This window comes from Streptomyces sp. NPDC048417 (genome assembly GCF_040651615.1).
In the GTDB taxonomy this organism is placed as follows: domain Bacteria; phylum Actinomycetota; class Actinomycetes; order Streptomycetales; family Streptomycetaceae; genus Streptomyces.
Map to the genome: position 1 here is coordinate 77,222 of NZ_JBEZKI010000011.1, position 13,535 is coordinate 90,756.

The window sequence follows — 13,535 nt, forward strand, 5'->3', positions numbered from 1 at the left end:
ATTTCCCCCCGTGTGCCCGTACGCGCAGGTAAGAGCCGCTTCCCCGCCTGTCCCGAAGGACGTATTCACCATGGCCGCCACCCCGCAGAACCCTGCCGCCTCCGCGCCCCGCCGCAAGGTGAGTCGTCACCGCGGTGAGGGTCAGTGGGCTATGGGTCACTTCACCCCGCTCAACGGCAACGAACAGTTCAAGAAGGACGACGACGGTCTCAATGTGCGGACACGCATTGAGACGATCTACTCCAAGCGCGGCTTCGACTCGATCGACCCCAACGACCTGCGCGGACGTATGCGCTGGTGGGGCCTGTACACGCAGCGCAAGCCCGGCATCGACGGCGGCAAGACGGCCATCCTGGAGCCGGAGGAGCTGGACGACAAGTACTTCATGCTGCGGGTGCGGATCGACGGCGGCCGCCTCACCACCCAGCAGCTGCGGGTGATCGGCGAGATCTCGCAGGAGTTCGCGCGGGGCAGCGCGGACGTCACCGACCGGCAGAACATCCAGCTGCACTGGATCCGCATCGAGGACGTTCCCGAGATCTGGAACCGCCTCGAAGCCGTCGGCCTGTCCACCACCGAGGCGTGCGGCGACACCCCGCGTGTGGTCATCGGCTCGCCGGTCGCCGGCATCGCCGAGGACGAGATCATCGACGGCAGCTGGGCGATCGACGAGATCAACAAGCGGTACATCGGCAGCAAGGAGTTCTCCAACCTGCCGCGCAAGTTCAAGTCCGCGATCTCCGGCTCGCCGCTGCTCGACGTGGTGCACGAGATCAACGACATCGCCTTCGTCGGCGTCGAGCACCCCGAGCACGGGCCCGGCTTCGACCTGTGGGTCGGCGGCGGTCTGTCCACCAACCCGAAGATCGGTGTCCGGCTGGGCGCCTGGGTGCCGCTGGACGAGGTCCCGGACGTCTGGGCCGGTGTCATCGGCATCTTCCGGGACTACGGCTACCGGCGGCTGCGCACCCGCGCCCGCCTGAAGTTCCTGGTCGCCGACTGGGGCGCGGAGAAGTTCCGCCAGGTGCTGGAGGACGAGTACCTCGAGCGGAAGCTCGTCGACGGCCCCGCGCCGGCCGAACCGCTGCAGCGCTGGCGTGACCACGTCGGCGTGCACCGGCAGCAGGACGGCAACTTCTACGTCGGGTTCGCCCCGCGGGTCGGCCGTGTGGACGGCACCACCCTCGCGAAGATCGCCGACCTCGCCGAGGCGCACGGCTCGGGCCGGGTGCGCACCACGGTCGAGCAGAAGATGATCGTCCTCGATGTCACCGAGGACCAGGTCGACTCGCTGGTGGAGGCCCTGGAGGCGCTGGACCTGACCGCCAAGCCGTCCCCGTTCCGGCGCGGCACCATGGCCTGCACCGGCATCGAGTACTGCAAGCTCGCCATCGTCGAGACGAAGGCGCGGGGCGCCGCGCTCATCGACGAGCTGGAGCGCCGGCTGCCCGACTTCGACGAGCCGCTGACCATCAACCTCAACGGCTGTCCGAACGCCTGCGCCCGTATCCAGGTCGCGGACATCGGTCTCAAGGGCCAGCTGGTCCTCGACGACCAGGGCGAGCAGGTCGAGGGCTTCCAGGTGCACCTGGGCGGCGCGCTGGGTCTGGAGGCCGGTTTCGGCCGCAAGGTCCGCGGTCTCAAGGTGACCTCGCAGGAGCTGCCGGACTACGTCGAGCGGGTGCTCAAGCGCTTCCAGGCGGAGCGCGAGGACGGCGAGCGGTTCGCCGCCTGGGCGTCCCGCGCCAGCGAGGAGGCCCTCTCATGAGCGAGCGGGCCGCCCCCTTCTACTGCCCCTACTGCGGCGACGAGGACCTGCGTCCGAACGAGCAGGGTCACGGCGCCTGGGAATGCGCGGCCTGCAACCGCGCATTCCAGCTGAAGTTCCTCGGGCTGCTCGCCCGGGGGCTGAAGCACTCCGAAGCCGGAGGGGAACAGATATGACCACAGCTCAGGAAGACCGCACCACCGACGATTTGAAGGCGCTGGCCGAGCAGGCCGGCCGTGATCTCGAAGACGCCTCCGCCCTGGAGATCCTCCAGTGGGCGGTGGACACCTTCGGCAAGGGCTTCTGCGTGACCTCCTCCATGGAGGACGCCGTGGTGGCCCATCTGGCGTCCCGCGTCCAGAAGGGAGTCGACGTCGTCTTCCTCGACACCGGCTACCACTTCCCGGAGACCATCGGCACCCGGGACGCCGTCGAGGCCGTGATGGACGTCAACGTCATCACCCTCACGCCGCGCCGGACGGTCGCCGAGCAGGACGCCGAGTACGGGCCCCGGCTGCACGACCGCGACCCCGACCTGTGCTGCAAGCTCCGCAAAGTGCAGCCGCTGGAGCAGGGCCTGACGAAGTACACCGCCTGGGCGACCGGGCTGCGCCGCGACGAGTCCCCGACCCGGGCCAACACCCCGGTCGTCGGCTGGGACGAGAAGCGCCAGAAGGTCAAGATCTCCCCGATCGCCCGCTGGACCCAGGACGACGTGGACGACTACGTCGCCGAACACGGCGTGCTGACCAACCCACTGCTGATGGACGGCTACGCCTCCGTCGGCTGCGCCCCCTGCACCCGCCGGGTGCTGGAGGGCGAGGACGCGCGCGCCGGCCGCTGGGCGGGGCGCGCCAAGACCGAGTGCGGCCTGCACGGATGACGGCCAACACGCCTTCGACGAACCAGGAGAACAACGTGACGACCGGAGCCACCGTCTGGCTCACGGGTCTGCCGAGTGCCGGCAAGACCACCATCGCGTACGAGCTGGCCGGCCTGCTGCGGGCCGACGGTCACCTCGTGGAGGTGCTCGACGGCGACGAGATCCGCGAGTTCATCTCGGCGGGCCTCGGCTTCAGCCGCGAGGACCGGCACACCAATGTGCAGCGCATCGGCTTCGTCGCCGAACTCCTGGCACGTAACGGCGTCAAGGCCCTTGTCCCGGTGATCGCCCCCTACGCCGACAGCCGGGACGCGGTGCGCAAGCGCCACGAGGAGAACGGCACCGCGTACGTCGAGGTGCACGTGGCGACCCCGGTCGAGGTGTGCTCCGTACGCGATGTGAAGGGTCTGTACGCCAAGCAGGCCGCCGGTGAGCTGACCGGGCTGACCGGCGTCGACGACCCCTACGAGGAGCCCGAGACGCCCGATCTGCGGATCGAGTCGCAGCTCCAGACCGTGCGGGAGTCCGCGGCGTCCCTGCACGCCCTGCTGAGCGGAAAGGGACTGGCATGACGACGACCGTGGCGGCTCACGGGGAGGGCACGGGCACCCCGTACGCCCTGTCCCACCTGGACGCGCTGGAGTCCGAGGCGGTCCACATCTTCCGCGAGGTGGCGGGCGAGTTCGAGCGGCCGGTGATCCTGTTCTCCGGCGGCAAGGACTCCATCGTCATGCTGCACCTGGCCCTGAAGGCGTTCGCCCCGGCGGCGGTCCCCTTCTCCCTGCTGCACGTGGACACCGGGCACAACTTCCCCGAGGTCCTCGAGTACCGGGACCGCACGGTCGAGCGGCACGGGCTGCGGCTGCACGTGGCCTCCGTGCAGGACTACATCGACCGGGGAGTGCTCAAGGAGCGCCCGGACGGGACCCGTAACCCGCTCCAGACGGTGCCGCTGACCGAGAAGATCCAGGGCGAGAGGTTCGACGCGGTCTTCGGCGGCGGCCGCCGCGACGAGGAGAAGGCCCGCGCCAAGGAGCGGGTCTTCTCGCTGCGGGACGAGTTCTCCCAGTGGGACCCGCGCCGCCAGCGCCCCGAGCTGTGGAACCTCTACAACGGACGGCACGCCCCCGGCGAGCACGTCCGGGTCTTCCCGCTCTCCAACTGGACCGAGCTGGACGTCTGGCAGTACATCGCCCGCGAGGGCATCGAGCTGCCGGACATCTACTTCGCGCACGAGCGTGAGGTGTTCCAGCGGGGCGGGATGTGGCTGACGGCGGGTGAGTGGGGCGGCCCCCGCGAGAACGAGACCGTCGAGAAGCGGCAGGTGCGCTACCGGACCGTCGGCGACATGTCCTGCACGGGCGCCGTGGACTCCGACGCCGGCACGCTGGACGCCGTGATCGCCGAGATCGCCGCCTCCCGGCTCACCGAGCGCGGCGCCACCCGCGCCGACGACAAGCTCTCCGAGGCCGCGATGGAAGACCGCAAGCGCGAGGGGTACTTCTAGAGATGAGCACGACCACCACGGAACTCGGCCTGACCGAGACCACCCTGCTGCGCTTCGCGACCGCCGGCTCGGTCGACGACGGCAAGTCCACCCTCGTCGGACGGCTGCTGCACGACTCCAAGTCGGTCCTCACCGACCAGCTGGAAGCCGTGGAGCGCGCCTCGGCCTCGCGCGGGCAGGACGCACCCGACCTGGCACTGCTGACCGACGGGCTGCGCGCCGAGCGCGAGCAGGGCATCACCATCGACGTGGCCTACCGCTACTTCGCCACGCCCAGGCGGCGGTTCATCCTCGCCGACACGCCCGGCCATGTGCAGTACACCCGCAACATGGTGACGGGTGCCTCCACCGCCGAGCTGACCGTGGTGCTGGTCGACGCCCGCAACGGGGTCGTCGAGCAGACCCGCCGGCACGCGGCGATCGCCGCCCTGCTGCGCGTCCCGCACGTGGTCCTCGCCGTCAACAAGATGGACCTGGTCGGCTACCAGGAGTCGATCTTCGCCGGGATCGCCGAGGAGTTCACGGCGTACGCGACCGAGCTGGGCGTCCCCGAGGTCACCGCGATCCCGATCTCGGCGCTGGTCGGCGACAACGTCGTGGAGCCGTCCGCGAACATGGACTGGTACGGCGGCCCGACCGTCCTGGAGCACCTGGAGACCGTCCCGGTCAGCCACGACCTGGCGCACTGCCACGCCCGGTTCCCCGTGCAGTACGTGATCCGCCCGCAGACCGCCGAGCACCCGGACTACCGGGGCTACGCCGGCCAGATCGCGGCCGGCACGTTCCACGTCGGCGAGCCGGTCACGGTCCTGCCGTCCGGCCGCACGACGACGATCTCCGGCATCGACCTGCTCGGCGAGCCGGTCGACGCGGCGTGGACCACCCAGTCGGTGACCCTCCTGCTCACCGACGACATCGACGTCTCGCGCGGCGACCTGATCGTTCCGACGAAGGACGCCCCGGCCACCACCCAGGAGGTCGAGGCGACCGTCTGCCACGTGGCCGACCAGCCGCTGACCGTCGGGCACCGGGTGCTGCTCAAGCACGGCACCCGTACGGTCAAGGCGCTCGTCAAGGACATCCCGTCCCGGCTCACGCTCGACGACCTGTCCCTGCACCCGCACCCGGGGCAGCTCGTCGCCAACGACATCGGCCGGGTGAAGATCCGTACCGCCGAGCCGCTGCCGGTCGACTCCTACGCCGACTCGCGCCGCACCGGCTCGTTCATCCTGATCGACCCCGCCGACGGCACCACGCTCACCGCGGGCATGGTCGGCGAGTCGTTCGCCTCCCCCGAGCCCGTCAAGGACGAGGACGAGGACGACGGGTGGGACTTCTGACATGACGATGACCGACGTCTACTCGACGTTCGCGAAGGAGGGCGGCCGTGTCGGCAGCGGCGCCCTCGGGAGCGGGCAGGGCGGGGTGGCGCGATGTGCGTGCTGACGTACGCGCACTGCCTGCGCGCCCCGGCCCCCCACCCGACGTCCCGGATGCGACGAAGACCTGCCGACCTCCCGGCCACGACCTGAGAGACCGTGACCGCCGGGCCAACGAGAGGAACGCCTCCCGTGCCTGCCAACCGCTCAACGCTGCTTCGCCGCGGCATAGCCGCGCTCGCCGCACTCCCCCTGCTCACACTCGCCGCCTGCGGGTACGGGTCGGACTCCGACAAGAGCTCCACCACCAAGGTCGCCGCCGGGGCCAAGACGATCGAGGGCCTCGACACCGTCAAGATCGGCTACTTCGGCAACCTGACCCACGCGACCGCGCTGGTGGGCAACCAGAAGGGCTTCTTCCAGAAGGAGCTCGGCGCGACCAAGGCCAAGTACGCGATCTTCAACGCGGGCCCGTCCGAGATCGAGGCGCTCAACTCGGGCTCCATCGACATCGGCTGGATCGGCCCCTCGCCGGCGATCAACGGCTACACCAAGTCCAACGGCACCGACCTGAAGATCATCGGCGGTTCGGCGTCCGGCGGTGTGAAGCTGGTCGTCAACCCGAAGAAGATCAAGTCCCTGAAGGACGTCAAGGGCAAGAAGATCGCGACGCCTCAGCTGGGCAACACGCAGGACGTGGCGTTCCTCAACTGGATCGCCGACCAGGGCTGGAAGGTCGACGCGCAGAGCGGCAAGGGTGACGTCACCGTCGTCCGCACCGACAACAAGATCACCCCGGACGCCTTCAAGGCCGGTTCCATCGACGGCGCCTGGGTGCCGGAGCCGACCGCGTCCAAGCTGGTCGCCGAGGGCGGCAAGGTGCTGCTCGACGAGTCCACGCTGTGGCCCGACAAGAAGTTCGTGATCACGAACATCATCGTGTCGCAGAAGTTCCTCAAGGCGCACCCGAAGGTCGTCGAGGCCGTGCTGAAGGGCTCGGTCGAGACCAACAAGTGGATCAACGCCAACCCCGACCAGGCGAAGGCCGCCGCGAACAAGCAGCTGGAGGTCGACTCCGGCAAGGCGCTGCCCGACGACGTCCTGGACCCGGCCTGGAAGTCGATCCAGTTCACCGACGACCCGCTGGCCTCCACCCTCAACACCGAGGCCGAGCACGCCGTCAAGGCCGGTCTGCTCTCCGACCCGCTGCTGAAGAACATCTACGACCTGACGATCCTCAACAAGATCCTCAAGTCCGAGGGCGCGAGCACGGTCGACGCCGCCGGTCTCGGCAGCAGCTGACCCCGGTCCCGACGCGTTCCCAGGAGGTGACGACCATGGCCACGACCACGACCACGACACTCGCCAAGGCCGGCGAGTCGGTGGAGTACGCGGCACGCCTTGAGCATGTCTCGAAGTCCTTCGCGACTCCCGGCGGACAGCAGCTCGTCCTGGACGACATCACGCTCGATGTCGCGCCGGGTGAGTTCGTCACCCTCCTGGGGGCCTCGGGCTGCGGCAAGTCCACGCTGCTGAACCTGGTGGCGGGGCTCGACCGGCCCACCGCGGGCTCCATCGCGACGGACGGGCGGCCCGCCCTGATGTTCCAGGAGCACGCCCTCTTCCCGTGGCTGACCGCGGGCAAGAACATCGAACTCGCCCTGAAGCTCAGGGGGGTTCCCAAGAACGACCGCCGTGCCAAGGCCGAGCAGCTGCTCGAACTGGTCCGGCTGAAGGGCGCGTACGGCAAGCGCGTCCACGAGCTGTCCGGCGGTATGCGCCAGCGTGCGGCGCTGGCCCGGGCGCTCGCCCAGGAGAGCAACCTGCTGCTGATGGACGAGCCGTTCTCGGCCCTGGACGCCATCACCCGGGACGTGCTGCACGACGAGCTGACCCGTATCTGGCAGGAGACCGGGGTGTCCGTCCTGTTCGTCACCCACAACGTGCGCGAGGCGGTGCGGCTCGCCCAGCGGGTGATCCTGCTGTCGTCCCGGCCGGGCCGGATAGCGCGCGAGTGGGAGGTCGGCATCCCGCAGCCGCGTCGGATCGAGGACGCGCCCGTGGCCGAACTGTCCCTTGAGATCACCGATGTACTGCGTGGGGAGATCCGCCGTCATGGCCAGCACTGAGACGACGCCGGTCAAGGACGCCGGAAGTGTCGAGGCGGGCCTCGACGCGCTGGAGACGTCGGCCACCGGCCGCCCGACCTTCCGGCAGACCTTCACCGCCAAGATCCTGCCGCCGATCATCGCGCTCGCCGTGGTCCTCGTGGTCTGGACGCTCCTCGTCCCGGTCGTCGACGACCCGTCCAAGCTGCCCTCGCCGGCCGCGGTGGGCAGCGCGTTCAAGGACGCCTGGCTCAAGGGCGACCTGCTCGGCTACATCTGGACCAGTGTCAGCCGCGGCCTCCTCGGTTTCCTCTTCGCGCTGGTCATCGGCACCCCGCTGGGTCTGCTGGTGGCCCGGGTGAAGTTCGTGCGCGCGGCCATCGGCCCGATCCTGTCCGGACTCCAGTCGCTGCCGTCGGTGGCGTGGGTGCCGCCGGCCGTGATCTGGCTGGGTCTGGACAACTCGATGATGTACGCCGTGATCCTCCTCGGCGCGGTCCCCTCCATCGCCAACGGCCTGGTGTCCGGTGTCGACCAGGTGCCCCCGCTGTTCCTGCGGGCCGGACGCACGATGGGCGCGACGGGCGTGAAGGGCATCTGGCACGTGGTGCTGCCGGCGGCCCTGCCCGGCTATGTGGCGGGCCTGAAGCAGGGCTGGGCGTTCTCCTGGCGTTCGCTGATGGCGGCGGAGATCATCGCGAGCTTCCCGGACCTCGGTGTGGGCCTCGGCCAGCTGCTGGAGAACGCGCGCACCGCCAGCGACATGGCCATGGTGTTCGAGGCCATCATCCTGATCCTGTTCGTCGGCATCGCGATCGACCTGCTGATCTTCAGCCCGCTGGAGCGGTGGGTGCTGCGCAGCCGCGGTCTGCTGGTGAAGAGCTGAGGTCGCCCATGCGCAAGCCGGTCCGCCCCGTCCTCGTGGTAATCGCCCACGGCAGCCGCGATCCGCGGCACGCGGCGACCGTACACGCCCTGGTACGGCGGGTACGGTCGCTGCGGCCCGGGGTGCGCGTGGAGACCGGCTTCCTGGACTTCAACATCCCCTCCGTGCACGGGGTGCTGGAGTCCCTGGCGGCGGAGGGCGTCCGCGACGTCGTGGCGCTGCCGCTGCTGTTGACGCGCGCCTTCCACGCGAAGGCGGACATCCCGGCCGTCCTGCGGGACGCGCCGGCCCGGCTGCGGATCCGGCAGGCGGAGGTGCTCGGCCCGTCCCCGCTGCTCCTGTCGGCCCTGGAACGGCGGCTGCACGAGGCGGGGCTGACCCCCGCCGACAAACCCTCGACCGGGGTCGTACTGGCCTCGGCGGGGTCCAGCGACCCGGAGGCGATCGCGGTGATCGCAGAAATCGCGCGGGAGTGGCGGCACACCGGTTGGTGCGCCGTGCGGCCCGCGTTCGCCTCCGCATCCCTCCCCCGCACCGAGGACGCGGTCCGGGAGCTGCGGGAGCTCGGGTGTGCCCGGGTGGCGGTGGCTCCGTACGTCCTCGCACCCGGCTTCCTGCCCGACCGGATCGCACGGGGCGCGGCGGAGGCGGACGTGCTGGCCGAGGTGCTCGGCCCGGCTCCGGAGGTGGCGCGGGTGCTGCTGGAGCGGTACGACGCGGCCCGCACCCCCGCCTTGGCGGCCGTGGGGGCCTGAGCCGTCCGGCGCTCGGTCCGGACAGGCGCCCTCGGGGTTCGCGGTCCGGCGCTCCCCTGTGACGTCGGACCGCGAACAGCCGGCCCACGGCGGGGCTCCCACGAGCGTCATCGCCATGGCCGGCTCTTACTTCTGCGCCACGGTCCGCGAACGTGTCACACCAGGGGCTTTACCGGTCCGGTCTGCCAACGACCTGTCCCTGTTGGGCAGTTGACCGGGCCCGGCCGCGCCGGGGGCAGGCCCGCTGGAGGCGAGCGCGCGGTCGAGGCCAGGGGCGCCGGGAAGAGGCCGTTCAGCGCTCCTGAACAAACGCGACAGACTTCTCGGCGAGGCGGGTGAGCTCCCCGAGCGGCATCGAGCCGGGCGCCCGGCGCTCGCGCGCGAACGTGTTGGCGAGGTGCTGCAGGAGGTCGTTGAGCGGGGTCGGCACCCCGTGCAGGCGGCCCAGCAGGGCGATCTCGCCGTTGAGGTAGTCGGCCTCGATGGTGCCGGTGCCGCGGCTGAGGGACTGCCAGGAGGAGCCGCCGCCGCGCGGGGCGCCGTCCAGCGGGACCAGGTCCACCTTGTGACCGCGTACCGCCCGCTGCTCCTCGACGCTCGCGTACGCGATCCCGGCGGCGTCGAGCACGGCCTCGCCCTCGGCCCGCACCCGCTGGAACAGGGTCACGGCCGCGTCGTCGGCGATGGGCCCGGCGACGGCCTCCAGCGCGTTGCCGAGGTTGGACAGCAGCTTGGCGTACTGCCAGCGCGCCACGTCGGGCACGACCGGCGCCTCGAAGTGCGACTTCTCCAGGTCGGCGGCGACCAGCCGGGCGGTCGCGTCGGTGCCGTGGGGGTGGCGGCCCAGGTGCAGCATGCCGGTGAGCGGGGCGCCGCCGGCGGAGACGACGCCCGGTTCGACGAAGGTCGACGGCAGCCAGACGCAGACGCCGTAGACGTGCCGGAAGACGCGCAGGGCGAGGCGCTGGCCCTCCACGCCGTTCTGGGCGCAGAACAGGGGCAGGCGCTCCGCCGCCGTACCGCCGCGCGCGACCGGTGCCGACCCCCAGGTCCCCAGGGCGGTCACGGTGTCCTGTGTCTTGACGGCGAGAACGAGTACGTCGTCCGCCCGCAGCTCGCCCAGTTCCTCGGGCCCGGTGACGGCCGGCAGCCGGTACGTGTACTCGCCGTCCGGCACCTGCAGCCGCAGCCCGCCGTCCCGCAGCGCCGCGTGGTGCGCACCCCGCGCCACCAGCACGACGTCATGCCCCGATCCCGCGAGCCGCCCGCCGATCGCACCGCCGACCGCCCCTGCCCCGATGATGATGTAGCGCATGGGAGGAGCCTCGCACAGGCGTTGACCCTGCCCCTGGGGCAGGGTCGAGGGTCCCGGCATGAACAGCTACCTGAAGCAGACGCCGTACAGCGATCCCGGCGGCCTCGACGCCGGCGACCTGCCCCGTGACCCGCGTGAGCTGACCCGGATCGTGCGCGGGCTCGTCGTCCACCGGCTGGAGGGCGAACGGCTCGGATACGAGATCCCGCGGGAGCGGCTGCACCACGACGGTGAGTCCCGCTACGTCCGCGAGATCCTGCGCGTCCTGCGCGAGCGCAAGGACGCTCCGCTGACCGAGCGACGCTCCTACGACCAGCGGTTCGTCGGCACCTGCCGGGACTACTCCCTGCTGCTGTGCTCGCTGCTGCGGGCGACCGGGACCCCGGCGCGCGTCCGGGGCGGGTACGGCACCTACTTCGTCGAGGGCTTCCACGACGACCACTGGGTGACCGAGTACCAGGGGGCGGACGGCGGTTGGCGGCTCGCCGACGCACAGGTGTCCGCCGATTTCTACGACGTGCCCTTCGATCCGCTGGACGTGCCCAGGGACCGGTTCGTGGTGGCGGGGCAGGCCTGGCGGGCCTGCCGCACAGGTGCCGCCGACCCCGGGACGTTCGGGGTGTGGGCCGATCCCGGGCTGCGGGGCCTGTGGCTCGTGCGCAACAGCGTGGTCCTGGACCTCGCCGCCCGGCACGGCACCGAACCGCTGCCCTGGGACGGCTGGGGCCTGGCCGGTCCGGCGGACCGTCAACTCACGCCGGACGACCTGGCGCTGCTCGACACCGTGGCCGCCGCGGACGACCCCGACGGGCTGCGCCGCCTGGCCGAGGACGCGCGGCTCGCCGTACCGCGCGAGATCGTGTCGCTGGCGCCCTTCCTCGGCCCGCGGACGGTCACGCTTGCGGGGCGGTGAGCTCCACCAGCTTGACGACCGTGTTCCAGTTCCGGGTGGTGGCGATCAGCCCCTTGTTGATCCGCGGCCGGGACAGCGCCTCCGCCAGCTTGGAGCGGCCGAGGCCGTCCGGGGCGTACAGGTACAGCGCGCGGTCGCCCAGCCGGAAATCCTCGGGGAGGTGGGCGGCGGGGTCCAGGCCCGCAAACCGCTCCGGGGTGACCGGCGCGGAGAAGTAGGTGACGTGCAGCTGCCTGGCCTCCAGCTCGGCGGCCGGGAACGGACAGGCCTCGGCGATCGCCGTCAGGTAGGCGTGGTCGCGGACGAGCACGTCGACGGAGAAGCCGAACCGTTCCTCGATCGCCTCGGTCAGCTCCGCAGCCAGCGACTCGGCGTCCCCATGGGCGGTGGCGAAGACGGCCTGCCCGCTCTGGAGGTAGGTCACCACGGACTCGTGCCCCAGGCCGGTCATGAGCGCCCGCAGCTCGGCCATCGGGAGCTTCTTCCTGCCGCCCACGTTGATCCCGCGCAGCAGTGCCGCATACATCGTCATTCGAACACCTTAGAACGGCCGTCGTGCCCCGTGGGGGTGGGCACGACGGCCGTGCCGGGCGTGCCGGACTGCCCGAAACTCTGGCCGATCGGACCGCCCCGGATCAACTCCTACACGCACCTGTGACTTGTTCAACAAGGTTCTGTAATCACAAAGCGGATCCCCGTCGTCGGAAGGGACACCCCTGATCATCACCCCCGAGATGGGTCGATAGATGTAAGGGCCTGACATCCTCCCAGGCGATGAGAGCCGGCCGCCGCACTTCACCGGCACCGCTGGGCCGCCGTCGGCATATGGGTACTGTTCGTCGTCCTGGCGATGGGACTCGGCTCGGCGGCCGGCCGGGTCGACGTCGCCGAGAGCGACCAGCTCAAGGGCGAGACGCACATCGCAGCGAAGATCATCGACGACGCGGGGATCAAGGAGCCGGCCGCCGAGACGGTCCTGATCCAGTCCGAGGACCCGTCGGTCAAGGCCACGGACGCCGGGTTCAGGTCCGCCGTCGCGGACGTCGTCAAGGCGGTCGACGGCACCGGCAAGGTCACGGGCATCACCTCGCCGTACACCACCGGGACGATCTCGAAGGACGGCCGCAGCGCACTGGTCCAGTTCGACATGCGCGGTGACGCGGAGACCGCCGCCGACCGGGTCGAGCCGGTGCTGGACGCGGTGGCCGGGGCGCAGCAGGCGCACGGCACGCTGCGGATCGCGGAGATCGGCGGCGCCAGCATGGACAAGCAGTACGGCGACGCCTTCGGCAAGGACTTCAGACGGGCCGAGTACTCCGCCGTGCCGGTCGCCTTCGGCATCCTGCTGATCGCCTTCGGCGCGCTGGTGGCCGCGCTGCTGCCGGTCGGCCTGGCGATCACCGCGATCATGGCGACGATGGGCCTGGTCAGCCATCTGCAGCCGATGAGTGACACCGCCAACTCCGTGATGCTGCTGGTCGGCATGGCCGTCGGCGTCGACTACTGCCTGTTCTACCTGCGCCGGGAGCGCGAGGAACGGGAGGCCGGCCGGGACGCGGGCGCGGCGCTGCGGATCGCCGCCGTCACCAGTGGCCGGGCCGTCATCGTCTCCGGTGTCACGGTCTGCGTGGCGATGGCGGGCATGCTGTTAACCGGCCTCGCCGAGTTCGAGGCGATGGGCCTGGCCTCCCTGATGGTCGTCGCGGTCGCCATGGTCGGCTCGGTGACCGTCCTGCCCGCGCTGCTCTCCCTGCACCAGGGACGCGATCCAGCACGGGGTGGTCACCACGGCCGGGGTCGTCACCAGCGCCGCCGTGATCATGGTCGCCGTGTTCGCGATCTTCGGGACGCTGTCCATGCAGTCCATGAGGCAGATGGGCGTGGGCCTGGCGGCCGCGGTCCTCATCGACGCGACGGTCATCCGGGGCGTGCTGCCGCCGCCGGTGACCAGGGGCGAGCAGGACCGGCTGCCGGTCTAGGTACCGGGTAACGCCCTCTGACACAGGGCCCGTTGGATTCCG

At 70.8% G+C, this 13,535-nt stretch carries 14 protein-coding genes and 1 pseudogene; 13 read left to right on the forward strand and 2 right to left on the reverse strand.

The annotated features are described in order from the left end of the window. Nucleotides 1-70: 70 nt before the first annotated feature. The 10 genes from AB0D59_RS18830 (at nt 71) to AB0D59_RS18875 (ending at nt 9,286) form a co-directional block, all read left to right on the forward strand. Nucleotides 71-1,768 carry a nitrite/sulfite reductase gene (locus AB0D59_RS18830; protein WP_362566153.1) on the forward strand — a complete coding sequence of 566 codons (1,698 nt, stop codon included), beginning with the start codon at nt 71-73 and terminating at the stop codon, nt 1,766-1,768. Continuing rightward, nucleotides 1,765-1,944, forward strand: a complete 180-nt coding sequence (locus tag AB0D59_RS18835; RefSeq protein ID WP_217546992.1) for a hypothetical protein — start codon at nt 1,765-1,767, stop codon at nt 1,942-1,944. The genes AB0D59_RS18830 and AB0D59_RS18835 overlap by 4 nt, the downstream gene beginning before the upstream one ends. Then, nucleotides 1,941-2,651: a phosphoadenylyl-sulfate reductase gene (locus AB0D59_RS18840; protein WP_362566155.1), complete on the forward strand. Its 711-nt coding sequence runs from the start codon at nt 1,941-1,943 to the stop codon at nt 2,649-2,651. The genes AB0D59_RS18835 and AB0D59_RS18840 overlap by 4 nt, the downstream gene beginning before the upstream one ends. Continuing rightward, on the forward strand, nt 2,648-3,223 hold the full coding sequence (gene cysC / locus AB0D59_RS18845; protein WP_362566157.1) for an adenylyl-sulfate kinase: 576 nt from the start codon (nt 2,648-2,650) through the stop codon (nt 3,221-3,223). The genes AB0D59_RS18840 and cysC overlap by 4 nt, the downstream gene beginning before the upstream one ends. Continuing rightward, on the forward strand, nt 3,220-4,158 hold the full coding sequence (cysD, locus tag AB0D59_RS18850; protein WP_362566159.1) for a sulfate adenylyltransferase subunit CysD: 939 nt from the start codon (nt 3,220-3,222) through the stop codon (nt 4,156-4,158). Before cysC ends, cysD begins: the two co-directional genes overlap by 4 nt. A 2-nt stretch (nt 4,159-4,160) precedes the next feature. Next, on the forward strand, nt 4,161-5,498 hold the full coding sequence (locus AB0D59_RS18855) for a GTP-binding protein (RefSeq protein WP_362566162.1): 1,338 nt from the start codon (nt 4,161-4,163) through the stop codon (nt 5,496-5,498). 231 nt (nt 5,499-5,729) lie between these two features. After that, the gene (locus AB0D59_RS18860) at nt 5,730-6,839 is read left to right on the forward strand and encodes an aliphatic sulfonate ABC transporter substrate-binding protein (RefSeq protein WP_362566165.1); all 1,110 of its coding nucleotides are present in this window, start codon (nt 5,730-5,732) and stop codon (nt 6,837-6,839) included. A gap of 35 nt (nt 6,840-6,874) precedes the next feature. Next, nucleotides 6,875-7,666: an ABC transporter ATP-binding protein gene (locus tag AB0D59_RS18865; protein ID WP_362566167.1), complete on the forward strand. Its 792-nt coding sequence runs from the start codon at nt 6,875-6,877 to the stop codon at nt 7,664-7,666. After that, nucleotides 7,653-8,531 carry an ABC transporter permease gene (locus tag AB0D59_RS18870; protein ID WP_362566169.1) on the forward strand — a complete coding sequence of 293 codons (879 nt, stop codon included), beginning with the start codon at nt 7,653-7,655 and terminating at the stop codon, nt 8,529-8,531. The genes AB0D59_RS18865 and AB0D59_RS18870 overlap by 14 nt, the downstream gene beginning before the upstream one ends. 8 nt (nt 8,532-8,539) lie before the next feature. After that, nucleotides 8,540-9,286 carry a sirohydrochlorin chelatase gene (locus AB0D59_RS18875; protein WP_362566172.1) on the forward strand — a complete coding sequence of 249 codons (747 nt, stop codon included), beginning with the start codon at nt 8,540-8,542 and terminating at the stop codon, nt 9,284-9,286. Between the two features lie 292 nt (nt 9,287-9,578). On the opposite strand, the gene AB0D59_RS18880 is transcribed toward AB0D59_RS18875, so the two are convergent. Next, the gene (locus tag AB0D59_RS18880) at nt 9,579-10,601 is read right to left on the reverse strand and encodes a 2-dehydropantoate 2-reductase N-terminal domain-containing protein (RefSeq protein WP_362566175.1); all 1,023 of its coding nucleotides are present in this window, start codon (nt 10,599-10,601) and stop codon (nt 9,579-9,581) included. A gap of 58 nt (nt 10,602-10,659) precedes the next feature. Between AB0D59_RS18880 and AB0D59_RS18885 the strand changes: the two genes are divergently transcribed. Beyond that, nucleotides 10,660-11,514: a transglutaminase domain-containing protein gene (locus tag AB0D59_RS18885; protein ID WP_362566178.1), complete on the forward strand. Its 855-nt coding sequence runs from the start codon at nt 10,660-10,662 to the stop codon at nt 11,512-11,514. Here the strand turns inward: AB0D59_RS18885 and AB0D59_RS18890 are convergent. Beyond that, entirely contained in the window at nt 11,495-12,046 is a 552-nt protein-coding gene (locus AB0D59_RS18890) for a DUF1697 domain-containing protein (protein ID WP_362566181.1), read from the reverse strand. The two genes, AB0D59_RS18885 and AB0D59_RS18890, sit on opposite strands and share 20 nt — an antisense overlap. Before the next feature lie 318 nt (nt 12,047-12,364). On the opposite strand from AB0D59_RS18890, the pseudogene AB0D59_RS18895 reads away from it, so the two are divergent. Continuing rightward, nucleotides 12,365-13,267 (forward strand): annotated as a pseudogene (locus AB0D59_RS18895) (MMPL family transporter); the annotation flags it as partial. A 61-nt stretch (nt 13,268-13,328) separates the two neighbouring features. Further along, complete coding sequence (locus tag AB0D59_RS18900; protein ID WP_362566621.1) at nt 13,329-13,493, forward strand: hypothetical protein; 165 nt, start codon at nt 13,329-13,331, stop codon at nt 13,491-13,493. Nucleotides 13,494-13,535: the final 42 nt, after the last annotated feature.

Excerpts from the sequence above, each read along its gene's own strand:
- AB0D59_RS18875 (WP_362566172.1), top strand. The coding sequence starts at position 8,540 with ATGCGCAAGCCGGTCCGCCCCGTCCTCGTGGTAATCGCCCACGGCAGC.
- AB0D59_RS18870 (WP_362566169.1), top strand. The coding sequence starts at position 7,653 with ATGGCCAGCACTGAGACGACGCCGGTCAAGGACGCCGGAAGTGTCGAG.
- AB0D59_RS18835 (WP_217546992.1), top strand. The coding sequence starts at position 1,765 with ATGAGCGAGCGGGCCGCCCCCTTCTACTGCCCCTACTGCGGCGACGAG.
- AB0D59_RS18880 (WP_362566175.1), bottom strand. The coding sequence starts at position 10,601 with ATGCGCTACATCATCATCGGGGCAGGGGCGGTCGGCGGTGCGATCGGC.
- AB0D59_RS18865 (WP_362566167.1), top strand. The coding sequence starts at position 6,875 with ATGGCCACGACCACGACCACGACACTCGCCAAGGCCGGCGAGTCGGTG.
- AB0D59_RS18830 (WP_362566153.1), top strand. The coding sequence starts at position 71 with ATGGCCGCCACCCCGCAGAACCCTGCCGCCTCCGCGCCCCGCCGCAAG.
- cysC (WP_362566157.1), top strand. The coding sequence starts at position 2,648 with ATGACGGCCAACACGCCTTCGACGAACCAGGAGAACAACGTGACGACC.
- cysD (WP_362566159.1), top strand. The coding sequence starts at position 3,220 with ATGACGACGACCGTGGCGGCTCACGGGGAGGGCACGGGCACCCCGTAC.
- AB0D59_RS18840 (WP_362566155.1), top strand. The coding sequence starts at position 1,941 with ATGACCACAGCTCAGGAAGACCGCACCACCGACGATTTGAAGGCGCTG.
- AB0D59_RS18885 (WP_362566178.1), top strand. The coding sequence starts at position 10,660 with ATGAACAGCTACCTGAAGCAGACGCCGTACAGCGATCCCGGCGGCCTC.
- AB0D59_RS18855 (WP_362566162.1), top strand. The coding sequence starts at position 4,161 with ATGAGCACGACCACCACGGAACTCGGCCTGACCGAGACCACCCTGCTG.
- AB0D59_RS18890 (WP_362566181.1), bottom strand. The coding sequence starts at position 12,046 with ATGACGATGTATGCGGCACTGCTGCGCGGGATCAACGTGGGCGGCAGG.